16 protein-coding genes and 1 pseudogene are annotated in these 23,124 nt (G+C 70.9%); 8 read left to right on the top strand and 9 right to left on the bottom strand.

Features of this window, described 5'->3' with window-relative positions; genetic code table 11:
- Positions 1 to 28: 28 nt before the first annotated feature.
- On the bottom strand, positions 29 to 5,110 hold the full coding sequence (locus IW248_RS31285; RefSeq protein WP_196929772.1) for an NAD-glutamate dehydrogenase: 5,082 nt from the start codon (positions 5,108 to 5,110) through the stop codon (positions 29 to 31).
- Between the two features lie 289 nt (positions 5,111 to 5,399).
- On the opposite strand from IW248_RS31285, the gene IW248_RS31280 reads away from it, so the two are divergent.
- On the top strand, positions 5,400 to 7,364 hold the full coding sequence (locus IW248_RS31280; RefSeq protein WP_196929771.1) for a penicillin-binding transpeptidase domain-containing protein: 1,965 nt from the start codon (positions 5,400 to 5,402) through the stop codon (positions 7,362 to 7,364).
- A 568-nt stretch (positions 7,365 to 7,932) separates the two neighbouring features.
- Here the strand turns inward: IW248_RS31280 and IW248_RS33335 are convergent.
- From IW248_RS33335 to IW248_RS31255, 5 genes and pseudogenes are all read right to left on the bottom strand, one after another.
- A pseudogene (locus IW248_RS33335) lies at positions 7,933 to 8,899 on the bottom strand (arginase family protein); the annotation flags it as partial.
- A 66-nt stretch (positions 8,900 to 8,965) separates the two neighbouring features.
- A complete protein-coding gene (locus IW248_RS31270) occupies positions 8,966 to 9,889 on the bottom strand; it encodes a tetratricopeptide repeat protein (RefSeq protein ID WP_196929769.1) in 924 nt (307 codons plus the stop codon).
- A 173-nt stretch (positions 9,890 to 10,062) separates the two neighbouring features.
- The gene (gene icmA / locus IW248_RS31265; RefSeq protein ID WP_196929768.1) at positions 10,063 to 11,751 is read right to left on the bottom strand and encodes a coenzyme B12-dependent isobutyryl-CoA mutase large subunit; all 1,689 of its coding nucleotides are present in this window, start codon (positions 11,749 to 11,751) and stop codon (positions 10,063 to 10,065) included.
- A gap of 76 nt (positions 11,752 to 11,827) precedes the next feature.
- Positions 11,828 to 12,244 carry an Asp23/Gls24 family envelope stress response protein gene (locus IW248_RS31260; protein ID WP_196929767.1) on the bottom strand — a complete coding sequence of 139 codons (417 nt, stop codon included), beginning with the start codon at positions 12,242 to 12,244 and terminating at the stop codon, positions 11,828 to 11,830.
- A gap of 29 nt (positions 12,245 to 12,273) precedes the next feature.
- Positions 12,274 to 12,693 carry an Asp23/Gls24 family envelope stress response protein gene (locus IW248_RS31255; protein WP_196929766.1) on the bottom strand — a complete coding sequence of 140 codons (420 nt, stop codon included), beginning with the start codon at positions 12,691 to 12,693 and terminating at the stop codon, positions 12,274 to 12,276.
- Positions 12,694 to 12,954: 261 nt separating this feature from the next.
- Here IW248_RS31255 and IW248_RS31250 point away from each other — a divergent pair, with 261 nt between their 5' ends.
- On the top strand, positions 12,955 to 13,359 hold the full coding sequence (locus IW248_RS31250; protein WP_124821225.1) for an acetyltransferase: 405 nt from the start codon (positions 12,955 to 12,957) through the stop codon (positions 13,357 to 13,359).
- Positions 13,360 to 13,426: 67 nt separating this feature from the next.
- Here IW248_RS31250 and meaB read toward each other — a convergent pair whose 3' ends face one another.
- Positions 13,427 to 14,428: a methylmalonyl Co-A mutase-associated GTPase MeaB gene (gene meaB, locus IW248_RS31245; RefSeq protein ID WP_196929765.1), complete on the bottom strand. Its 1,002-nt coding sequence runs from the start codon at positions 14,426 to 14,428 to the stop codon at positions 13,427 to 13,429.
- A 55-nt stretch (positions 14,429 to 14,483) separates the two neighbouring features.
- Positions 14,484 to 15,683: an acetyl-CoA C-acetyltransferase gene (locus IW248_RS31240; protein WP_124821223.1), complete on the bottom strand. Its 1,200-nt coding sequence runs from the start codon at positions 15,681 to 15,683 to the stop codon at positions 14,484 to 14,486.
- Between the two features lie 62 nt (positions 15,684 to 15,745).
- On the opposite strand from IW248_RS31240, the gene mce reads away from it, so the two are divergent.
- The 4 genes from mce to IW248_RS31220 all read left to right on the top strand — a co-directional run bounded on the left by mce (position 15,746) and on the right by IW248_RS31220 (position 21,669).
- Positions 15,746 to 16,222 carry a methylmalonyl-CoA epimerase gene (mce, locus tag IW248_RS31235; RefSeq protein WP_196929764.1) on the top strand — a complete coding sequence of 159 codons (477 nt, stop codon included), beginning with the start codon at positions 15,746 to 15,748 and terminating at the stop codon, positions 16,220 to 16,222.
- 235 nt (positions 16,223 to 16,457) lie between these two features.
- Positions 16,458 to 17,813 (top strand): crotonyl-CoA carboxylase/reductase, encoded by a 1,356-nt coding sequence (gene ccrA, locus IW248_RS31230; protein WP_196930440.1) that lies wholly within the window; start codon positions 16,458 to 16,460, stop codon positions 17,811 to 17,813.
- Between the two features lie 325 nt (positions 17,814 to 18,138).
- Positions 18,139 to 19,401 carry a DivIVA domain-containing protein gene (locus IW248_RS31225; protein ID WP_196929763.1) on the top strand — a complete coding sequence of 421 codons (1,263 nt, stop codon included), beginning with the start codon at positions 18,139 to 18,141 and terminating at the stop codon, positions 19,399 to 19,401.
- Positions 19,402 to 19,578: 177 nt separating this feature from the next.
- The gene (locus IW248_RS31220; protein WP_196929762.1) at positions 19,579 to 21,669 is read left to right on the top strand and encodes a coiled-coil domain-containing protein; all 2,091 of its coding nucleotides are present in this window, start codon (positions 19,579 to 19,581) and stop codon (positions 21,667 to 21,669) included.
- 22 nt (positions 21,670 to 21,691) lie between these two features.
- On the opposite strand, the gene IW248_RS31215 is transcribed toward IW248_RS31220, so the two are convergent.
- On the bottom strand, positions 21,692 to 22,666 hold the full coding sequence (locus tag IW248_RS31215) for a DUF559 domain-containing protein (protein ID WP_196929761.1): 975 nt from the start codon (positions 22,664 to 22,666) through the stop codon (positions 21,692 to 21,694).
- Positions 22,667 to 22,739: 73 nt separating this feature from the next.
- Between IW248_RS31215 and IW248_RS31210 the strand changes: the two genes are divergently transcribed.
- Both IW248_RS31210 and IW248_RS31205 read left to right on the top strand, forming a co-directional pair.
- The gene (locus IW248_RS31210) at positions 22,740 to 22,988 is read left to right on the top strand and encodes a Scr1 family TA system antitoxin-like transcriptional regulator (protein WP_372432774.1); all 249 of its coding nucleotides are present in this window, start codon (positions 22,740 to 22,742) and stop codon (positions 22,986 to 22,988) included.
- Positions 22,979 to 23,110, top strand: coding sequence for a DUF397 domain-containing protein (locus IW248_RS31205; protein ID WP_196929759.1), 132 nt, complete (start codon positions 22,979 to 22,981; stop codon positions 23,108 to 23,110). Before IW248_RS31210 ends, IW248_RS31205 begins: the two co-directional genes overlap by 10 nt.
- Positions 23,111 to 23,124 lie beyond the last annotated feature (14 nt).

Raw genomic sequence — 23,124 nt, 5'->3', positions numbered from 1 at the left:
CGGCCGGACCGCGTCCGGCGTACCTGACTCAGGCGGCCGCGGAGGTCCGTACCAGGGTGCGGATCTGGCGTAGCAGCACCGACAGGGCGGCGAGATCCGCCCGCGACTCGTCGAACTCCCCCATCGCCCGCCGGGCGCGGTGGATGGACGTGGCGTTCGACTGCTCCCACTGCTGCACCCGCTCGTGCGGCGGCAGGTCACCCGGGGTGGAGTCGAGCACCTCCGCGGTGAGCGCGGCCAGCGCGGCGTACAGGTCGTACCGCAGCGCCATCCGAGCCAGCGTCTGCCAGCGGTCCTCCCGCGGCAGCAGGGAGATCTTCGACAGCAGCGAGTCCACCCGGAACAGGTCGGACAGCACGAAGTAGACCGAGGCCACCTCGCTGACGTCCCGCCCGCTGGCGTTCGCGGTCTCCACCACGTCCATCAGGCCGAAGCTGTACATCAGGCGGGTCGCCCGCTCGGCCAGCTCGCGGGGCAGCCCACGCTCGGTCATCGAGTCCATGTGCGCGGCGATGCCCTGGCGCTCGTTGCCGTAGAACAGGTCTTCCAGCCCAGGCAGCAGCCGGGTGACGCCGTCCCGCAGCCGGGCGATCTCGGCCGGCACGTCGATCGGCGAGCGCCGGTTGGAGACCAACCACCGCACCGCCCGGTCGAGCAGCCGACGGGTGTCCAGGTAGACACTGGTCTGCAGCTCCGGCGCCACCTTGTTGTCCAACGCCTCGACCGCGTCCCACAGGTCACGCAGGCCGAACACCTCGCTGACCACCACGTACGCCCGGATCACGTCTGCCGCGCTGGCCGCCGTCTCCTCGACCACCCGGAAGATGAACGAGATGCCACCCCGGTTGATCGCCTCGTTGACCAGCACTGTGGTGACGATGTCGCGGCGCAGGCGGTGCCGGCCCATCCGGTCGGCGAACCGTTCGCGCATCGGCGTCGGGAAGTAGTTGACCAGGACGTCGGTCGTCCACTCCTCGTCGGCCAACCCCTCGGTGAGGATCTCCCGCTCCAGGACGATCTTCACGTACGCGAGCAGCACCGCGAACTCCGGCGCGGTCAGGCCGGATTCGCCGCGGACCGCCAACTCCTCGTCCGGCGGCAGCGCCTCCAGCGCCCGGTCCAACCCGCCCGAACGCTCCAACTCGTTGATCATCCGGCGGTGCACCGGGAGCAGCGAGGCTGCCTGGGCCTGGGCGTTGTTGATCGCCCGAGCCTGGTCGTAGTTGTCCCGCAGCACCAGCTCCGCGACCTCGTCGGTCATCCCGGCCAGCAGCTCGTCCCGGTCCGCCGTGGTCAGCTCCCCGTCGGCCACCGCCGTGTTGAGCAGGATCTTGATGTTCACCTCGTGGTCGGAGGTGTCCACCCCGGCCGCGTTGTCGATGAAGTCCGTGTAGATCCGGCCACCGGTCAACGCGTACTCGATCCGGCCGAGCTGGGTCCAGCCCAGGTTGCCGCCCTCGCCCGCCACCCGGCAGCGCAGGCTGCGCCCGTCCACCCGGATCGCGTCGTTGGACTTGTCGCCCACCTCTGCGTTGGTCTGGGTGGAGGCCTTGACGTAGGTGCCGATGCCGCCGTTCCAGAACAGGTCCACCGGGGCGGTGACGATCGCCTTCATCAGGTCCTGCGGCGACATCTGCGTGACGTCGTCGTCCAGGCCGATCGCCGCCCGGACCTGCGGCGTGATCGGGATGGACTTCGCGGTACGCGCGAAGATGCCCCCACCTGCCGAGATCAGCTCCGGGTTGTAGTCCTCCCAGGAGGAACGGGGCAGGTCGAACAGCCGTCGGCGCTCCGCGTACGAGGTGGCGGCGTCCGGCTCCGGGTCGAGGAAGATGTGCCGGTGGTCGAAGGCGGCCACCAGCCGGATGTGCTCGGAGAGCAGCATCCCGTTGCCGAACACGTCGCCGGACATGTCACCGACGCCGACCACAGTGAAGTCCTGGGTCTGGGTGTCCAGGCCCAGCTCCCGGAAGTGCCGCTTGACCGACTCCCAGGCGCCCCGGGCGGTGATGCCCATCTTCTTGTGGTCGTAGCCGGCGGATCCGCCGGACGCGAACGCGTCGCCCATCCAGAAGTTGTGGGCCTTGGAGATCTCGTTGGCGATGTCGGAGAACGTCGCGGTGCCCTTGTCGGCCGCCACCACCAGGTACGGGTCGTCGCCGTCGTGCCGGACCACGTCCTCCGGCGGCACGATCTGCCCGCTGACGATGTTGTCGGTGACGTCCAGCATCGCGCCGACGAACTCCTGGTAGCAGGCGACCGCCTCGTCCCGGTCACCCGGCTTCTGCTTCAACACGAAGCCGCCCTTGGCGCCGACCGGCACGATCACTGTGTTCTTCACCATCTGCGCCTTGACCAGGCCCAGCACCTCGGTACGGAAGTCCTCCCGACGGTCGGACCAGCGCAACCCGCCCCGGGCCACCGGCCCGAACCGCAGGTGCACACCCTCGAACCGGGGCGAGTAGACGAAGATCTCGAACTTCGGTCGCGGCGCCGGCAGGTCCGGGATGGCCTGCGGGTCGAGCTTGAACGCCACGTACGCCTTCGGCCGCCCGTCGGCGCGCTTCTGGTAGAAGCTGGTCCGCAGGGTCGCCTCGATCAGCGTCAGGTACGAGCGCAGGATCCGATCCTGGTCGAGGCTCGCCACGTCGTCCAGCGCGCCCCGGATCGTCTCCACCAGCTCACCGCTGCGCTGCTGCCGCTGCTCGGTGCTCGACTCGCCCGGCGCGAACCGGGTCTCGAAGAGCTCCACCAGCAACGCGGCGAGCTTCGGGTACGCGACGAAGGTCTGCTCCATGTAGTCCTGCGAGAAGACCGTGCCGGCCTGCCGGAGATACTTCGCGTACGCGCGCAGCACCACCACCTGCCGCCAGGTCAGCCCGCCGCGCAGCACCAGCTCGTTGAACCGGTCCACCTCGGCCTCGCCGCGCCAGGCCGCCGCGAAGGCGTTCTCCACGTGCGGGCGCACCTCGGCCAGCTCGTGATGCCCCTCGGGCAGCATGAGGCCGAAGTCGTACAGGTAGACCCGACCGTCGATCCGGTCCACCTCGTACGGGTGCTCGTCGACCACCCGTACGCCGAGCGAGTGCAACACCGGCAGCACCGCGGAGAGCATCATCGGCTCGCCGTACCGGTAGACCTTGAACCGGACGTCCATCGCCTCGGCGAGGTCCCCACCCGGAACCCGGGTGCCGGGCCGGGGCGCCAACTGCTTGCGGAACAGGTGCATCTCCAGCTGGCCGGGCTCCTCCAGCAGCTCCAGCTTCGCCAGGTCCTTCATCGCCTCGTACGGCGTGTGCCCGTCCTTGTAGCCCTCGGGGAACGCGTCGGCGTACCTGGTGAACAGGTGCTTGGCCTGCTCGTCGCCGAGCTTGCGTTCCAGCACCAACCGGTAGTCGTCGTCCCAGAGCCGGGTGGCGTCGGCCAACTCCTCGGCCAGCAGGTCGGCGTCGATGTCGCCGGGCGGCCGCGTCGGGTCGGTACGGACGATGAAGTGCACCCGAGCCAGCATCGACTCGGTGACCCGGGTGGTGTAATCCACCCCGACGCCGTTCAGCTCACGTAGCAGGATGTCCTGCATGCGCAGCCGGTTCTGCGTGGTGAACCGGTCCCGGGGCAGGTAGATCAGGCAGGAGATGAACCGCCCGTACGCGTCCCGCCGCAGGAACACCCGCAGCTGCCGGCGTCCGGCCATCCGCAGCACGCCGACCACCGCGTGGTACAGGTCGTCGGTCTTGATCTGGAACAGCTCGTCGCGCGGGTAGGTCTCCAGGATCTGGATCAGGTCCTTGCCCGAGTGGCTGCGCTGGCTCAGGCCGGAGCGGTCCAGCACCTCGGCCACCTTGCGGCGCACCACCGGCAGCTCGCGGACGCTGGTCCGGTAGGCGGCCGTCGAGAACAGGCCCAGGAAACGCCGCTCACCGATCACGTCGCCGGCGGAGTTGAAGATCTTGAAGCCGATGTAGTCCAGGTACGCCGAGCGGTGCACTGTGGCACGGGAGTTGGCCTTGGTGATGATGAGCAGGCGCTTCTCCAGCACCTTCTCGTGCGCTTCGGGCGTCATCGAGGACAGCGACCGCGCGTCCGGCGAGTCGGAGCGCAGGATGCCCAGACCGGTGCCGAGCACCGCCTCCAACGCCTTGCCGTCGACCGGATCGGCGGCGTCGCCGCCGGTGGCGTCCACCAGCCGGTACTCCCGGTAACCGAGGAAGGTGAAGTGATCCTGGGCGAGCCAGCGCAGCAGCTCCACCGAGTCGGTGATGTCCTTCTCCGGCACCGGTGGGCGGTTGTCGGAGGTACGGGCCGAGGCCAGCTCGTCGGCGAGCGCGAGGGCACGCTGACGCATCTTCGGCCAGTCCTCCACCGCCTCCCGCACGTCGGTGAGCACCCGCTGCAACTCGCCGCGCAGCCGGTCCCGCTCGGCCGCGTCCCGGACCGGGTCGATCTCGATCCGCATCCAGCTCTCGATGATGTCGCCGGAGATCGCGTCGTCCGGTTCCACATCCGCGGAGACCTCGGTGAGCCGGCCCAGCGGCTCACGCCGCACCACCACCAGTGGGTGCACCAACAGGTGCACGTCGAGGTGGTACGAGTTGAGCAGCGCCGTCACCGAGTCGACCAGGAACGGCATGTCGTCCGTGACGATCTCGACGACAGTGTGGTGCTGGTCCGCGTGCGGTTCGTGGATCCGCAGCTTCAACTCGCCGGGCACCCGTTGCTGGGCGAGGTCCCGGTGTGCCCGGGCCGCGTCGAGCATCTCCTCCGCCGTGAAGCCGACCAGCTCCTCGTCCGGGGCGAACCGCCAGAAACGGCCGACAAGTGTCGCCGCGTCATGGTCGTCCCCCGCGAGCGCGACGGCCTGGGCCACCAGGCGCTCCGCGTTGGGGACGGGTTCGTCGAGCTCGGCGTCCTCCACGTCGTCGGCCAACGCCTCAGTCGGCAGGCCCAGATCGTAGATGGTGTCGATGCTCGACCCGGTCAGCCCCGTGACGCCCGTGTCGAGCCGGCCGTAGCCGTCCCCGTCGGTCGCCGAATCGAAGCTGTCGTCGTCCCGGCCGGAGTCATCCTGCCGGAGGTCGGGTTCCGGTTTGATCGCCGGACGCCGGTCCATCGGTGCCACTCCCCTCGACCCACCGCGTTGTGGGTCACTCTGCCGCCCAGCCTAGGCCCTGCCGTTGTGCGCCTTCGTCGGCGGACCACTGGCCAGACGTCCGGATCGGGACTTTGTCCTTTCACCCGTTGCGGGTCCGAGGTTGGCCGGCTGCGGGATACCCCGCCACGCGATGTTCATCACACCGGCCTGGCCCGTCTTTGAGCGCGGCCACGCACCTGGGGGACGTTGGGGACGACGTTCGCGTACTACCGTGCGGGGGCAGTCCGAGATCGGAAGGACCAGCTTCATGCCCTTGTCGTACCCCCGGCCCCACCGGCCGAACCTTGCCCGCCGCGTGGCCGCCGCCGTCAGCACGACGCTTCTCGCGGCGGGCGTCCTGGTCGGTTGCTCGGCCGACGACGGGCCGCAACGCAGCGTCGACGCCTTCCTCGCGGGCTGGCGCAGCGGTGACCTCCAGTCGGTCGGTCTGATCGACCCGCTCGGCTCGAAACTGCCGTCGGCCGACGTGGCTCGCGAGATCAAGGACCTCTCCGGTGAGCTGGCGGCCACCCCGCCGACGCTGACGCGTCGCGGCGAGCCGAAGATCACGAAGGACATCGCGACCACTACCGTCCAGGTGGAGTGGACCCTGCCCGGTCAGACCCGCTGGGCGTACGACCGGGAGGTGCGGCTCGCGCACGGCGGCGACGACCAGTGGCAGGTGATCTGGGAGCCGAAGGTGGTGCACGAGCAGCTCGCCAAGGGTGACCGGTTGGCGCTGCGCCGCGACGCCGGCGCCCGCGCCGGGGTGCTGGACAACGCCGGGAAGCCGCTCGTGACCCCGCGCCCGGTGGTCCGGGTGGGTGTGCAGCCCAACGGGGTCACCGACCTCAAGAAGCTCGTCAAGGATCTCGACGCGGCGTTCAAGGCCATCCGCCCGGCGTTGGTCCCCGGCGTCGACCTGGCCGACCTGCCCGAGCGGGTGACCAAGGCCGAGCCGGGTGCCTTCGTCGAGGTGGTGTCGCTCCGCGAGGAGGCGTACCGGCAGATCAAACCCCGGATCTACGACCTGCCCGGCACCAAGTTCGTCTCCGACAAGATCGACCTGGCGCCGACCCGCGAGTTCGCCCGTGCGCTGCTCGGCTCGGTCGACCCGGCGCAGGCCGACGACATCGCCGCACACCCCGACCGGTACGTCGTCGGCGACCTGGTCGGCCACGGCGGGCTGCAGGGCCGCTACGACGAGCGACTGCGCGGCGGCCCCGGGCTGACCGTGGTGGTCGAGCGGCCGGCCGAGGGCGGCAAACTCGAACCGACCGGCACCGAACTGTTCCGCCGGGAGCCGCAGCCTGGCCAGGCGTTGAAGACCACGCTGGACGTCGCCGTCCAGAACGCGGCCGACGGGGCACTGCGCGCCGAGTCGCGCCGGTCCGCGGTGGTGGCGCTCCGGATCAGCGACGGCGCCGTGCTCGCCGCGGCGAACGGCCCCGGCCCGGCCGGGGAGAATCTGGCCTTCGACGCCCAGGTGCCTCCGGGCTCCACGTTCAAGATGGTCAGCACCCTGGGCCTCCTGGACCGGGGCGCGGTCACCCTGGACGGGCCGGTGGACTGCAAGAAGACCTTCACCGTGGACGGCCGGTCCTTCAAGAACTCGGACAACTTCGAGCTCGGCTCGGTGCCGTTCCGCACCGACTTCGCCAAGTCCTGCAACACCGCGTTCGCCGCGCTGGCGCCGAAGCTCGGCGGTGACGGGCTGGCCGCCGCCGGCCGCTCGCTGGGCCTGGAGGGTCAATGGGACCTTGGCACTGACGCCTTCACCGGCAAGGTCTCGACGGGCGGCAGCCTGGCCGAGCAGGCCGCCGCATCGTTCGGGCAGGGCACCACGCTGGTCAGCCCGCTGGCCATGGCCGGTGCCACCGCCGCCGTCGCCCGCGGCCGCTTCGAGCAGCCGAAGCTGCTGACCGACCCTGCGCCGGCCAAGCCGGCCCCGGCGGGCGAGCAGCTCAAGCCGGAGTCCGTGGCGGCGCTGCGCACGATGATGCGCGAGGTGGTCACCACCGGCACCGGCAGCGCGCTCAAGGACGTTCCGGGCGAGGTGTACGGCAAGACCGGCACCGCCGAGTACGACGACAACCCGGCGCACACCCACGCCTGGTTCGTCGGCTGGCGGGGCGATGTGGCGTTCGCCGTCTTCGTGGAGAAGGGCGGGGCCAGCACCGCCTCGGCCGTCCCGATCGCCGAGCGCTTCCTCCGCGCCCTCCCGCCTTCCTGACATCCGCGCGGCGGGATGGGTCAGGCCGTGTCGGCTTTGTGGTGGTCCGTGGGGTTCTGCGCCGGCAGGGAAGCTCGCCGGAGCAGGCCCGGGCCGGCCGACGCGGGTGGGCCGACCGGCTCCCGCTCGACAGTGGCCGCGATGTCCGCTGCGACGCCCGACTGCTCGGAGCGGGCCTGACCATTGGTGACGGCTGGCTCGGTCTCGGCGACGTTGTCGCGGGGCACCACGCCCAGCAGGGGACGGCCGTCGGAAGAACCCACGCCGGCAGGCCCGAAGCCTGAGGACGCGACGCCGGCAGACCCCACATCGGAGGATCCGACCTCCGCGGGCGAACCGGCGTCGACGGACGGGTCCCACGGGGAAACGTCGACGAACGACTCCTCGCCATCGGTCGCGCTCGGCATCGCATCCAGCCGCTCGGCGTCGTCGAGCCCATCGAACCGCTCGCCACGGTCCAGCCCGTCGAGCCCATCGCGCTGCTCGCGGCGCTCGGCACGGTCCAGCCCGTCGAGCCGCTGGGAGCGGTCGGGTCGTTCGGTGGCGGCCGGGGCCCGGCCGCCACCGCGCCGGGGGGAGGGCGTCGGCCGAGCCGACAGCAGTCGGGGTGGTACGGCTTCCGGAGCGCTCACCGGCGCCAGACCGGCGACCACGGTGTTGACGATCTCGGCCGCGTACGAGCCGTCCGGGTCGTAGTCGGGGTCGAAGACGGTCAGCTCCACGCCGAGGCAGTGCGGGGTGTCGACCAGGCCGGCGAGCAGGATCTCCAGCTCGGCAAAGGCGATTCCACCCGGGTCGGGGGCGTCCACGGCTGGCATCACCGCGGGGTCGAGGACGTCCACGTCGATGTGCACCCAGTAGCCCGCGCAGTCGGCGAGCTGTTCGTGCGCCCACTGGGCCGTCCGGGCGGCGCCTTCGGCACGGAGCGCCGGCACCGGTCGGGTGGTGATCCCGGCGGCCTGGAGGTCGAGCCGGTATTCGTCCTGCGCGCGGATGCCGAGCACCACCACGTCGATGTCGCGGAAGTAGGGCCGGCGACCCTCCAGCGCGGCCAGGTCGGCCTGCCCGCGCCCGGTGACCAGGGCCAGGTCCTCACCGGCGGCAGCCCCGACGTAGGAGGCGTTGCCGGGGTGCCGGAAGTCGGAGTGCCCGTCGACGAAGACGAGCCCGATCCGCCCGCCGACGGCCTCACCGAGGCGGTGCATGGCCAGGGCCGAGCCGAGCAGCACGGAGCAGTCGCCGCCCAGCACCACCGGGAACTCGCCCCGGTCGATGATCGAGCCGATGCGTTCGGCGAGGGCCAGCGAGTAGTCGGCGATCTCTCGGGCGTGGCACACCCCGTCGCCGGGCCGCCAGTCGCCCGGGTCGTACCGGGCGGGGGTGACGCAGCCGGCGTCGCGGGCGCGGAGCCGGGCCAGCAGGTCGTGGTCGCGCAGCGCCCCGGGCGCCTTGGCGCAACCCGGGACCGACGTGGGCGTCGGCGGCCGCAGACCGAGATTTGTCGGCGCGTCGAGGACGGCGATCCGGCGCATCATGAGCTCCCGTCCTCGGTGGTCGGGCGGGCCGGCCGGAACGCCGGCCCGCGCTGGCGTGCTACGAACTCAGAACAGGGCGCTGGCCAGGGCCCGACGCGCCGAGGCGACAGCCGGGTCGTCCGGGCCGGCGATGGAGAAGAGCGAGACCAGGTGCTGGCGTACCGTCTCGCGATCCTCACCGGAGGTGCGCCGGACCAGACCGACGAGCCGCGCGTACGCCTGCTCGGCCAGGCCGCTGAGCACCTCGATGTCGGCGGCCAGCAGTTGGGCGTCGACGTCGTCGGGGGCGCTCTCGGCGGTGGCCAGCGCCGTGGACGGGTCGGCGCCGGCCACGCGGCGGGCCACCCCGACCTGGGCCAGCCCCGCCGTGGCCGCGGCGTCCGCCGGGGCATCGGCCAGGATCTTGCGGTACGCCTGCTCGGCGGCGTCCAGATCGCCGCTCATCAGCGCGTCGTCCGCCTCGTCGAGGCGGGGGTCCTCCGGCTCGGCGACGGCCACGCCGCCGGCCTTGAGCACGGCCTGGAGCCACTGCCGCAGCTGTGCCTCGGGCACCACTCCGGAGAAGGCGTCGACCGGCTGGCCGCCGACGACCGCGTAGACCATGGGAATGCCCTGAACCCGGAACATCTGGGCGATGCGGGGATTTTCCTGCACGTCGACCCGGGCCAGCACCCAGGTGCCGCCGCTCTCGGCGTTCAGCCGCTCCAGGACCGGGGCGAACTCGTCGCTCTCCGGGAAGCCGGCCGCGCCGAAGAACACGACGACGGGCGTGGCCATCGAGCGTTCGAGCACGTCGGACTGGATGGTCGCCTCGGTGACGTCCACGATGGCGGTGTCACCGCCGGCGGTGGGCGCGCCGGGGGCGCCGTTGGACGGGCCGCCCTGCGGGGGCGTGCCGGGGCGGGTAGCGGCTGGTGCGGGGCCACGCAGCGTGCTGAGGTCGACCGCGCCGCGGGTGAAGATCGACGAGGTGATCCGTGGGTCGCTCATGGTTACCTAGTCTCGCACGTGAGCCCCCGATCTCAGCTCACCCGCAACCCCGACGTTGCAACTCTCACGCCCCGCCCCCACCCCCCGCGATCTTGCACATTCTGTCGCCGGTACGCCACATTTACGCCTTATGTCGTCGCAGAAACTGCAAGATCGACGGGGTGGGGGTGGGGTTAGAAGCGGGCTGGTTCTCGGTAGGTGCCCCACTCGGCGCGCAGGGCGTCGCAGATCTCGCCCAGGGTCGCCTCGGCGCGGACCGCGTCGAGCATGGCGGGGATCATGTTCTCGTCGGTGCGGCTCGCCTCGATCATCCGGGTCACCGCGGCGCGGACCGCCGACTCGTCCCTGGCGCTCTTGCGGTCGGCGAGCACCCGGCGCTGCTCCAGCTCCACCTCGTGCGAGATGCGCAGGATCTCCAGTTCCTTGGCGACGGTGCCGGTGTGGCAGTTGACCCCGACGATCTTCTTGTCGCCCTTCTCGAGGGCCTGCTGGTAGACGAAGGCCGACTCGGCGATGTGCCCGGTGAACCAGCCGTCCTCGATACCGCGCAGGATGCCCGAGGTCATCGGACCGATCTGGTGCGGTCCGTCCCCGCCGAGCTGCCGGATCCGGGCGAAGATCTCCTCCGCCTCGGCCTCGATCTTGTCGGTCAGCGCTTCCACGTACCAGGAGCCACCGAGCGGGTCGGCCACGTTGACCACACCGGTCTCCTCCATCAGCACCTGCTGGGTACGCAGGGCGATCTCGGCCGACTCGTCGGTGGGCAGCGCCAGGGTCTCGTCCAGCGCGTTGGTGTGCAGCGAGTTCGTGCCGCCGAGCACCGCCGCGAGGGCCTCGACCGCGGTGCGTACCACGTTGTTGACCGGCTGCTGCGCGGTCAGCGACACCCCGGCGGTCTGCGTGTGGAACCGCAGCCACAGTGCCTTCTCGCTGGTAGCGCCATAGACGTCGCGCAGCCAGCGGGCCCAGATCCGGCGGGCGGCCCGGAACTTGGCGATCTCCTCGAAGAAGTCGAGGTGCGAGTCGAAGAAGAAGCTCAGCCCCGGCGCGAAGACGTTCACGTCCAGCCCACGCGAGAGACCCAGCTCGACGTAGCCGAAACCGTCCGCCAGGGTGTACGCCAGCTCCTGCGCGGCGGTCGACCCGGCCTCACGGATGTGGTAGCCGGAGACCGACAGCGGCTTGTAGCGCGGGATCTCCCGGGCGCAGTACTCCATCAGGTCGCCGATCAGGCGCAGGTGCGGCTCCGGGTCGAAGAGCCACTCCTTCTGCGCGATGTACTCCTTGAAGATGTCGGTCTGCAGGGTGCCGTCCAGCTTGGACAGGTCGGCGCCCTGCCGCTCGGCGGCGACCAGGTACATGCAGAACACCGGCACGGCCGGGCCGGAGATGGTCATCGAGGTGGTGACGCCGGCCAGGTCGATGCCGTCGAAGAGCGCCTGCATGTCGGTGGCGGTGTCGATGGCCACGCCGCAGTGGCCGACCTCGCCGAGCGCCTGCGGGTCGTCCGAGTCGCGACCCATCAGGGTCGGCATGTCGAACGCCACCGAGAGGCCGCCGCCTCCGGCGCCGAGGATCATCTTGTAGCGCTCGTTGGTCTGCTGGGCGTTGCCGAAGCCGGCGAACTGCCGGATCGTCCAGGTCCGCCCGCGGTAGCCGGTCGGATACAAACCCCTGGTGTACGGATACTCGCCCGGCCAGCCGATCCGTTCGAAGCCCGGATAGGTGGCCCCCTCCGGCGGCCCGTACACCGGGTCCACCGGCGTCCCGGAGAGCGTGGTGAAGTCCGCGTCCCGCTTGCGCGCGGCGTCGTACCGGGCCTGCCAGCGCGCCCGTCCGGCGTCGATCTCGTCGGCGTCCATGAGCAGGGCTCCTCCTCGGGTCCTCGACTGCACGTCGAGTGTAAGGCCCCTACCTGAACGATCGCTAAGTCACGCCCTACTGGGAGGTAACAGCCGCCGCTGGTCCGCCCATCGCCACGTCGTCGACCCGGATGTTGACCTCGTCGACCCGCAGCCCGTACGCCTCGACCGCCTCCGTCACCTGGGCGCGTACCTGACCGGTGATCTCCGGCACCGGCCGACCTGCCTCAATCACCAACACCAGGTTGACCACTGCGGCGTCCCCGGTCACGTGGGCCGAGCAACCCCGCCGGGCGTCACCCACCTGGTCCAGCCCGACCCGGTCGAGAACCGCGTTGAAGAACCGGGCGACGTCCCCGCCCAGATCGGCCACGCCGGGCACCGCGCGGGCCGCCGCGACGACGATCTTCTCGATCACCTCGTCGGCGACCTCCGTCGTCCCACCAGCCGGCACCGACGCCCTGGTCAGCTCGTGCGTTGCTTCCAGGTCCACAGTCGCTCCCCGATCCTTGCCGCTATGCCTCAGGCTCCGGCTGCCGCTCCCGGCTGGTTCAGCTCGATGTCGTCCACAGTGACGTTGACCTGGGTGACCGTCAGACCGTACTTCTCCACTGCCTCGATCACCGCGGCCCGCACCGCCTCGGTCACGTCGGCCACGACGTGCCCGGCGTCGATCACCAGGACCACGTTGATCACGGCGGAACTGCCCTTCACGTCGGCCGAGATGCCCCGCCGAGCGTCGCCCACCTCGTCCAGGCCGATCTTGTCCAGCACGCTGTTGAAGAACCGGGAGACATCACCGCCGAGATCGGCGACACCGGGCACGGCACGAGCGGCCGTGCCGGCGATCTTCTCCACGACCTCGTCGGAAACCGACGTGACACCCCGGGCCGCGCCCGTCGCGGCCTGCACTGCACCGGCGTTCTCCACCGCGTCCGTCATGATCACATCTCCCCTGGTCCCGGCGCATTGTGGACCGACTGGCTCGTCAGCCCGCTCGCGTGGCCGACCGTACGGCGACCACGCGCCGCGAGCCTACTAAAGAATCGGAGTGACCTTCGGCTTGCGGGCAACCAAAGCACCGCGTCACCACGACGTACTGACGTGGAGTCCCCGCGCACTGGCGGCAATCGGACCATTCAGGCTGATGATCGGGGCACTCCACAATGGACGTTTCGCCGCTACGCAAGTGAGGTCTGTTTGATGCGCAGAAAGTTGTTGAGTCTCGCCACGGCGGTGACCCTGTCGGTCGGCGCGCTGCTCGCCGCGGCCGCGCCGGCGCAGGCGGCCGAGTCGCCCAGCGCCCTGTGCGGCTCCGGGTACTACGTCATCGACAGTCACGGGCTACCCGGCGCGACCACGTACCTGCTCTACAAGTCCAGCGGTGGTGGCTGGAACTGTGTGGTCACCATCAAGACCGCGGACCGAGGCACGTCGACCAAGGTCGGCGCGTACCTCGACATCGAGGACGGCCGGGGCGGCATCGATGAGGGGCGCTTCGGGTACTACGCGGGGCCGATCCGAGCCGACAGCGGCGGACAGTGCGTCCGGTTCGGCGGTCTCAGCCGTGGCACTTACTGGACCAGCCCCTGGGGCCACTGCGGCTAGGTGATCTAGACCCGCAGGCGCGGGGCCGTCGCCGATCGTCGGTGCCGGCCCCGCCGCACTTTCCAGGTCAGCGGGCGAGCTGGGCGAGCAACTCCTCAGCCGCCGTGTACGGATCGGTCGTACCCTCGGCAACCCTGGTGGCGAGCGTGGTCAACTCCGTACCGTCGCGCAGTGAGCCGATCCGGGCGCGGAGGGTGCCGAGCGCGATCGCCTCGATCTCGGCGGCGGCCCGCGCTTCCTGCCGGCGGCGCAGCTCGCCGTGTTCGACCAGCCAGCCGCGGTGCTTGTCGATGGCGGCGGCGATGTCGTCGATGCCCTCGCCGCGCGCGGCGACCGACCGGACCACCTGCGGACGCCACTGCCCCGGCCCGCGCTCACCGAGAGCGATCATGCCCTGGATGTCACGGACGGTGGCGTCGACGCCGTCCCGGTCCGCCTTGTTGATCACGAACACGTCGGCGATCTCCAGGATGCCGGCCTTGACCGCCTGGATCGCGTCGCCCATCCCGGGCGCGAGCAGCACCAGCGTCGTGTCGGCGAGCGACGCGACCTCCACCTCGGCCTGCCCGACGCCGACGGTCTCCACCAGCACCACGTCGCAGCCGGCGCCCTCCAGCACCCGGACCGCCTGCGGCGTCGCCGCGGCCAGCCCGCCGAGGTGCCCCCGGCTGGACATCGACCGGATGTAGACACCCGGATCGGTGGCGTGGTCCTGCATCCGCACCCGGTCGCCGAGGATCGCCCCGCCGGTGAACGGGCTGGACGGGTCGACCGCCAGCACTCCGACCCGGTGCCCCTGCGCCCGCAGCGCGCGGACCAGCTCGTTCGTGGTGGTCGACTTGCCCACCCCGGGTGAACCGGTCAGCCCGACCACCTGGGCCTGCCCGGCGTACGGCGCCAGCGCCGCGGCGACCGCCGGCAACAGCGCGTCACCGTTCTCCACCAACGTGATCAGGCGGGCCACCGCACGGGGGTCGCCCGCGCGGGCCCGCTCGACCAGCAGCGGTACGTCCCGGCTGCGGCGCACCGACGTGGTGCCCGCAACCGGAACGTGCTCAGCCCCGCTCACTGTGTCATCTTTGTTCGCGACTGCGGGGCTCGCAAAACCGGCTCGCTCCTCGCGCTCACTGGCTGGCCGCGGCATTTCCCGGCACGTGGATGATCAGCGCGTCGCCCTGGCCGCCGCCGCCACAGAGCGCCGCCGCGCCGGTGCCACCGCCGCGTCGCTTCAGCTCCAGGGCGAGGGTGAGTACGAGTCGCGCGCCGGACATGCCGATCGGGTGGCCCAGCGCGATCGCGCCGCCGTTGACGTTGACCTTGTCCGGGTCGACCCCCAGGTCCCGGGTGGACTGGACACCGACCTGTGCGAACGCCTCGTTGATCTCGATGAGGTCCAGGTCCGCCACGCTCAGTCCGCCCTTCTTCAGGGCGTGATTGATGGCGTTGGACGGCTGCGAGTGCAGGGAGTTGTCCGGGCCCGCCACGTTGCCGTGCGCACCGATCTCGGCCAGCCAGGTCAGCCCCAGCTCCTTCGCCTTGGCCTTGCTCATCACGAGCACCGCGGCGGCGCCGTCGGAGATCGGCGAGGAGCTGCCGGCGGTGATGGTGCCGTCCTTGGCGAAGGCGGGGCGGAGCTTGGCCAGCGACTCGACGGTGGTGTCCGGGCGAATGCCCTCGTCCTCGCTGATCACCAGCGGGTCACCCTTGCGCTGCGGGATGACCACCGGGGCGATCTCGTCGGCGAAGTGACCGTTCTTCTGCGCGGCGGCGGCCCGCTGGTGGCTGGCGGCGGCGAAGGCGTCCTGCTCCGCGCGGGAGATGCCGTGCTTGGCGCCGAGCCGCTCGGTCGACTCGCCCATCGAGCAGCAGTCCCAGGCGTCGCTGAGCCCGTCGTGCGCCATGTGGTCCTTGACCACCACGTCGCCGTACTTGTAGCCGGTGCGCTGGCCCATCAGCAGGTGCGGGGCGTTGGTCATCGACTCCATGCCGCCGGCCACCACGATGTCGAACTCGCCGGCGCGGATCAGCTGGTCGGCCAGGGCGATCGCGTCCAGGCCGGAGAGGCAGACCTTGTTGATGGTCAGCGCCGGCACGGACATCGGCACGCCGGCCTCGACCGCCGCCTGCCGAGCCGGGATCTGACCGGCGCCGGCCTGCAACACCTGCCCCATGATCACGTACTGGACCTGGTCCGGGCTGACGCCGGCACGCTCCAGCGCCGCCTTGATGGCGATCCCGCCGAGCTTCGTGGCCGGGAGGTCCTTGAGGTTGCCCAGCAGCCGGCCCATCGGGGTCCGCGCGCCGCTGACGATCACCGAAGCCATGCCTGCCTCCGAGGGGGGTGCCGAGCTGTACGCCTTAACGATTGTTCGGCCAGACTAGCGCCATGGCAGAGAACTCCCCCGTCGAGCCCGGTGCGGACTACGTCACAGACATCGGGCTTCGCAAGATTGACCACGTCGGGATCGCCGTGGCCGACCTGGACGCCGCGATCGACTTCTACCAGCGGACGTTCGGCATGCGATGCGTACACGTCGAGACCAACGTCGAGCAGGGCGTTCGGGAAGCGATGCTGGCCGTCGGGCCGACCACCGAGGGCGGCTGCGTGCAGTTGCTCGCCCCGCTCACCCCGGAGTCGACGATCGCGAAGTTCCTGGACCGCAACGGGCCGGGCGTGCAGCAGGTCGCGTACACCGTGGTGGACATCGACGCGGCCTGCGCGGCGCTGCGCGAGCGCGGCATGCGGCTCCTCTACGACGCTCCGAGGCGTGGCACCGCGGACAGCCGGATCAACTTCGTCCACCCCAAGGACGCCGGCGGCGTCCTCATCGAACTGGTCCAACCCGCCCCCACTCCCCACTGACCGCCAACCGCGCACGTCAGTGCGCGGTTGGCGGGGTGGTCGGACACCTTCACGCATCGGCGGATGCAGTTTTTCACAGAGGACTTCCCGGCCTAGCTACCGTTCAGTAACGTCCGGCCCCACAGGAGCGCGACCGGTGCCGGATGTGTCGAATGCCGACATGGCGGTCGTGCCCACCGGCGCCGACGATGGCAGCACCCGGGCCCGTGCGGGTGCGGACGAACCGGAGGTCACCGTGCAGGACATCCTCGAAGCGATCATGGCGGCGGAGGAATCGAACGATCCGGACCGCGAACTCGCCGGCGTCGCCGGGCTGCCCGTACCGGAGAGCTACCGGGGCGTGGTGGTCCGCGCCGAGGAGTCCCGGATGTTCGACGGCATGGCCACCCGGGACAAGGACCCGCGCAAGGCCCTGCACGTGCAGGAGGTGCCGACGCCGGAGCTGGCGCCGGGCGAGGCGCTGGTCGCGGTGATGGCCAGCGCGATCAACTACAACACGGTGTGGACCAGCATCTTCGAGCCGCTGCCCACCTTCAGGTTCCTGGAGCGCTACGGCCGGGTCTCCGAGCTGACCCGCCGACACGACCTGCCGTACCACGTGGTCGGCTCGGACGCGGCGGGCGTGGTGCTGCGCACCGGCCCCGGGGTGACCCGCTGGGCGCCCGGCGACGAGGTGGTCGCGCACTGCCTCTCCGTCGAGTTGGAGGACGCGGCCGGGCACGACGACACAATGCTCGACCCGCAGCAGCGGATCTGGGGTTTCGAGACCAACTTCGGCGGGCTGGCCGAGCTGGCCGTGGTCAAGGCCAACCAGCTGATGCCCAAGCCGCGGCACCTGAGCTGGGAGGAGGCGGCCAGCCCCGGGCTGGTCAACTCCACCGCGTACCGGCAGCTCGTCTCGCACCACGGCGCCAACATGAAGCAGGGCGACGTGGTGCTGATCTGGGGCGCCTCCGGGGGCCTCGGCGGGTACGCCACGCAGATGGCGCTCAACGGCGGGGCGATCCCGGTCTGTGTGGTGTCCTCACCGGAGAAGGCCGAGCTGTGCCGCCGGATGGGCGCGGAACTGGTCATCGACCGGGCCGCCGAGGGCTTCCGCTTCTGGAAGGACGAGGAGACACAGGACCCGGACGAGTGGCGGCGCTTCGGCGAGCGGATCCGCGAGCTGACCAGCGGCGAGGACCCGGACATCGTGTTCGAGCACCCGGGTCGGGAAACCTTCGGCGCCAGCGTCTACGTGGCCCGGCGCGGCGGGACCATCGTCACCTGCGCCTCCACCAGCGGTTTCCAGCACCAGTACGACAACCGCTACCTGTGGATGCACCTCAAGCGGATCGTCGGCAGCCACTTCGCCAACTACCACGAGGCGTGGCAGGCCAACCGCCTGGTCGCGCTCGGCAAGGTGCACCCGACGGTGTCCCGCACCTACCCCCTGGAGCAGACCGGCCACGCCGCGTACGAGGTGCACCGCAACGCCCACCAGGGCAAGGTCGGCGTGCGCTGCCTTGCACCCACCGACGGGCTGGGCGTACGCGACGGAGAGTTGCGGGCCCGACACGAGGACGCGATCAACCGGTTCCGGGGGCACTGACCGGCACCGCCGGTTCCGGGGCACTGACCGGCACCGCCGGGGCGGGTCCCGGCCGGACGGTGGAACGCTGGATGACCATTGCGCCGATCGCTCATTGTTCTTCCGCCCCCATTAGCGGATAACCCACCCGGATCGAACAAAGGGCCTCGGGGTAACCCCGGGGCCCTTTTCCGCGTCACGCTGCGTGTCGTCCGACCCGCCGGGACCTGCCAAGATCGCCGATTGGTCCAACCTCGCCGATCGCGGGAGTTGACCATGTAAAGAGGGCACGAAAGCTTCCCACCGCTCTTGCGAAGCACCCTGGGGCGTCTGCCAGTATGTCCCAATGCCCCAGCAGCAGTCCTCCCCTCTCGCGTTCTTCGATAACGCGAACTCGCAGCCAGATTTCACCGTTGGCCTGCGCGGATACAACACCCATCAGGTCGACGACTTCCTCGGCCGGATGACCGCCGCGCTGACCCAGTCCGAGCAGGCCCGTGCCGAGGCCGAGCAGCGGATGAACGACGCCCAGCGTCGGCTCCGCCAGGCCGAGCAGCGCATGAGTGCGCTGGAGCAGAAGCTCACCGACACGAACAAGCAGCTCGAAGAGAACAGCCGGCCCACCCTCTCCGGGCTCGGCACTCGCGTTGAGCAGATCCTCCGGCTCGCCGAGGAGCAGGCCAACGACCACCGCAACGAGGCCAAGCGCGAGTCGGAGGGCATCCTCTCCGCCGCCCGCCTCGAGGCCCGTGAGATCACCGACAAGGCCCGTGCCGAGGCCGCGGCCATGAAGGCGAGCGCCGAGCGCGAGGCGGGCAACCTGCGCACGGCCGCCGAGCGCGAGGCCGCCGAGGTCCGGGTGCAGGCCCGTCGCGAGGCTGACACGCTGCGCGCCGACGCCGACCGTGAGACCAAGCAGCTGCGTACGGTCACCGCACACGAGGTGGCGGAGCTGAAGTCGACTGTCGAGCGGGAGGTCGCCACCCTCCGGGCCACCGCCGAGCGGGAGATCACCCAGCAGCGGGCGAAGGCCGCCCGGGAGGCTGAGGAGAAGCGCGCCGAGGCGACCAAGCTGCTCACCGACGCGCGGGACAAGCGCGACAAGGACCTGCAGGCCCTGGAGCTCCAGCTGGCCGAGCGGCGGGAGAAGGCCGAGCGCGAGGAGTCCGAGCGCCACGCCGCCCAGGTCTCGCAGACCCAGAAGATGGTCAGCGAGGCCGAGCAGCGTGCGCGGGCCGCGCAGGAGCGGGCCAAGGAGATCGAGCAGCGCGCCGAGGCGCGGCGGGTCGAGTCGGAGCGCAACGCCGCCGAGACGGTCGACAAGGCAAAGGCCCACTCGGAGAAGACCCTCAACGAGGCGAAGGCCGAGTCGCAGCGTCTGCTCACCGAGGCTCGCACCGAGGCGGAGCTGACCACGCAGGCCGCCCGCCGCGAGGTCGATGACCTCACCCGGCAGAAGGACGCGGTCACGTCGCAGCTGGGTCAGATGCTCTCCGGGCTCGCCGGCATCGTTCCGGGAATGCCGGCGCAGGCCGCTCCGGCTGCCAAGCCGGACGCCAAGAAGACCGAGGGCGGTCAGGAGCGGGTGCCCGCGGAGACCGCCGGCTGACGCGAGGCGTCAGGTCGGGGCATCGACGGCGCGAGGTGACACCGGGTAACCGGTGCCACCTCGCGCCGTATCCGTTTCCTCACCGGTGGTATCCGCCAACCGCAACAGAGTGAAGTAGCTCCCACAAGGCCCGTCCGTATCGCCCCAGCAGGGCCCGTTGCGTGTGAGGATGGGGGCATGTCGCACGGCGAGGAACTGTTCGCGCTCGGCGGGGACGTGACGACGGAGCCCAGCTTCGAGTCCGCTCTGCGGGGGTACGAGAAGAAACAGGTCGACCGTTATGTCGCGCGTGCTGAGCACGAGATCGCGACCCTCGCCTCCGAACGGGAACAGGCGTACACACAGATCCACAAGCTCGCCGGCCAGGTCGAGGTTCTCCAGCGCGACCTGACCCAGGTGCGCAAGCAGATGAACGTGGTCGACCGGGCGTCGTTCCGGCATCTCGGCCCGCGGGTCGAGTCGATCCTCACTCTCGCCGAGGAGCAGGCCGAGCAGATCCTCACCGACGCGAGCGGTGAGATCGAGGCCCGTCGTGCCGCGGCCGAGCACATCATCGAGGAGGCCCGCGAGCAGGCCGCGCGGGCTCTGAAGGACTTCGAGATCGCCCTCGCCGCCCGACGCGCGGAGGAGGAGCGGCACAGCTCCGCCCGGAGGGCCGAGGCCGAGGCGACCCTGCGGTCGGCCAAGGACGAGTCGGCGCAGCTGCGCAAGGCTGCGCAGGACGCGCTGGCGAAGGCCCAGCAGGAGGCCACCCAGCTACGGGACTCCGCCAAGGAGATCCACACCCGGGCCCAGCAGGAGGCCACCAAGCTGCGCGAGACGGCCCGCGAGACGTTGGCCAACGCCCGGCAGGAGGCCAGCGATCTGCGCGATGCCGCGAAGGAGGTGCACGCCAAGGCCCTCCAGGAGGCCAAGCGGCTCACCGACACCGCGACCGAGGCCGGGCGGGCCACCCACGCCAAGGCGCAGCAGGAGGCCAAGCAGATCATCGACGACGCGTCGATGGCCGGCCGGGCCACTCGCGCCAAGGCGCAGCAGGAGGCCGAGCGGCTGACGACGCAGGCCACCGAGTCGACGAAGCGCAGCCGCGCCGACACCGAGGCGTACGTGCAGCGGATGCGCACCGAGACCGAGGCGTACGTGCAGCACACCCGGGCGCAGACCCAGCAGGAGCTGGGCGCGTGGCGGGCCGGGGTGGAGCAGGAGGTCAACTCCCGGCGGGAAGCGGCCGATCGGGAGTTGGCGCAGCGACAGTCCACCGCCGAGCGGGAGTTCGCGAAGCGCCGCGACGAGTTGGACAAGCAGCACACGTCGCGTCAGCAGGAACTGGAGGCCGGGTTCGCCGGCCGTCAGCAGGAGCTGGAGAGTGGCTTCACGAGCCGCAGGGACGAGCTGGAGACCGAGTACTCCACGCGGAAGAACGAGCTGGAGACCGAGTACACCGCTCGCAAGAACGAGATCGAGCAGGGCGCGGCCGGCGTCCGTCAGGCGGCCGAGCAGGATGCGGCAGCGCTGCGCCAGCGGTCCGAGGCGGAGGCCGCTGAGCTGCTGAGCCGGGCCGAGACGGAGGCCGGCGACAAGCGCCGCGAGGCCGACGAGCATGTCGCGGCATCGCGGCGGCAGTTCGAGGAGTACGCGGCCACCACGCAGCAGCACCTGGCCACCACCCAGCAGCACCTGGCGGCGACCCAGCAGGAGTCGGCGGCGGGCCGGCAGCAGTTGGCCCACGTGATGCTGGAGATCGCCCAGGCCCAGCAGCAGCTCGCGGATCTGCGGCAGGAAACCTGGAAAGCCCGGCAGGAGTCCGACGAGTTCCAGCGTCAGATGTCCGAGCAGCGGTTGCAGAGCGTCACCGGCCCGATCGACGGCCCGACTGCGCCGGCCGCGGAGAACGGCGCGAGCGGAGGCGGGCCCGATGGTGGGGACGACGGCGTGAGCGTTGCCGCCGGCGCGGCCTCCGGGTCGGGTACGGGCACCGGGCTGAAGACGGACCCCGCCGACACCAGGCAGCCGGTGAATGCGGGCGCGGAGGAGTCCGGGCAGTCCACGACGCGGCCGGTGGCCGAGCCGATGACCACCGTGGACGGTGGGACGGCGAGCGCCGGGGTGGACGGGGAGCCGACCGTGGCCGCCGTTCCGGGCGAGGGTGGCCGGGGCGCCAAGCCCACCAAGATCACTAGCACCGGTGAGAACGGCAAGCGACCCACCAAGCCGACCACCGACGAGCGCAGCGCCAAGCCCAGCAAGGTCACCATCGAGAAGGAGTGACGGGCACCCGCCCGTCCAAGATTCACTTTTGCGTGGGGTGGCGTACGGGCGGGGTGGGGGTCCAGCCGGCTGCGCTGAGGGCGCGGCGGACGGTTTCGGCGACCTCGTGGGGGTCGGCGCGGACCAGCCAAGCTGGGAAGCGCAGAATCCGGTCGCCGCTGGTCCAGACGTCGTTCTGCCGGCGCATGTCCGCCGCCCACTGCTTGGCGTCCATGTGGTGCGCGCCGTCGATCTCCACCTGCACCCGCCACTCCCGCCAGTACGCGTCGAGCCAGCGGTTCCGGCCGGCCGCGTCGACCCGGTGCTCCTGAAGGTCGGGGGCGGGCAACCGGTGCCGGCGGCACAGCCGCACAAAGTCGATCTCGGAGAGCGCCTGTGCGCCGCCGGCGATGTCGCTGACGGTCTGCAGGATCAGCTGCCGGCGGGCGGCCCGAGGGAGGACGTCGAGCACCACCCGCAACTCCTCGGGCAGCACCCGGCGTTGCTGGCAGCCGGCGGCCAGCACCGCCTGCGCCTCGTCCACGCCGGCCGCCCAGCCAGCCGCGTCCACCAGGGCCCGCGCCGTCGTGGTGCGCGTCGGGCGGGCACGTTGGAGATGGGCCTCGGGTAGGACCGTTGTGCGGTGGACCAGGACGGCTGGCATGTCGATCGGAAGTCGACGCAGGGTGCTCCGCGCGGCACGGCGAGCTGCCGGCACCAGCACGTGCAGCGGCTCGCGCCGCAGTCCCCGTACCCCGGCTTCGGCGGCGGCGGACACCCCGGCCAGCACCGCCCCCGGCCCGGCTGCCAACACCGCCACCCAGAGCTGTTGATCGCGGGTGAGTCGGCCGTTGCCGGCCAGCAGAATCCCGCGACAGATCGACCGCCACCGACCGGACCGAATCCGGCCTCGCACCGTCCCCTCGCTGAGCAGGCTGGCGACCTGCGCGGTCGTCAGCACCCCCGCCTGCTCGAAGGCGAGCCAGTCGAGTGCGTCGGCGTCATCGGCGGGCAGCATCCGGACAGCTTTCGCCGTTGAACGCCGCCGTACCACCAGATCTTGGACAGTTTCCGTTAGGTCCTAACGGAAACTGTCCAAGATCTGGTGGTGGGCAGAGGTCGGGGGCCTGCACGTCGACCTTTCCGGGCCGTTCAATCTGGCCCGAGGCGCCGACGGTGGTTGGGTGGGGCACATGGAGCACCAGATTGACGGTCTCGTCGTCGATGGCGACCATGAGGTGGCTACTCTGCTGGGGCGCTGGGAGATGATCAAAAACGTTGCGTTGTCCCGCCGCCAGTCGATCGAACTGATGAAGGAAGTTGTGGCCTCATGGACCTGACCGGCGCGCTCTGGCGCACATCCAGCCGTAGCGGCAACGGAGACCCGACCGGTCCGGTGCTGGTGTTCGCGCCTGCCGCGTGGCGGGCGTTCGTGGCCGTTGCCCGTCGCCCGAGCGCCTGAGCCGGGAGGTCCCT

Source organism: Micromonospora ureilytica (assembly GCF_015751765.1).
Taxonomy (GTDB): domain Bacteria; phylum Actinomycetota; class Actinomycetes; order Mycobacteriales; family Micromonosporaceae; genus Micromonospora; species Micromonospora ureilytica.
Note: the sequence above shows the minus strand (reverse complement) of the source record. Positions and strands in the feature narration are given on the sequence as shown.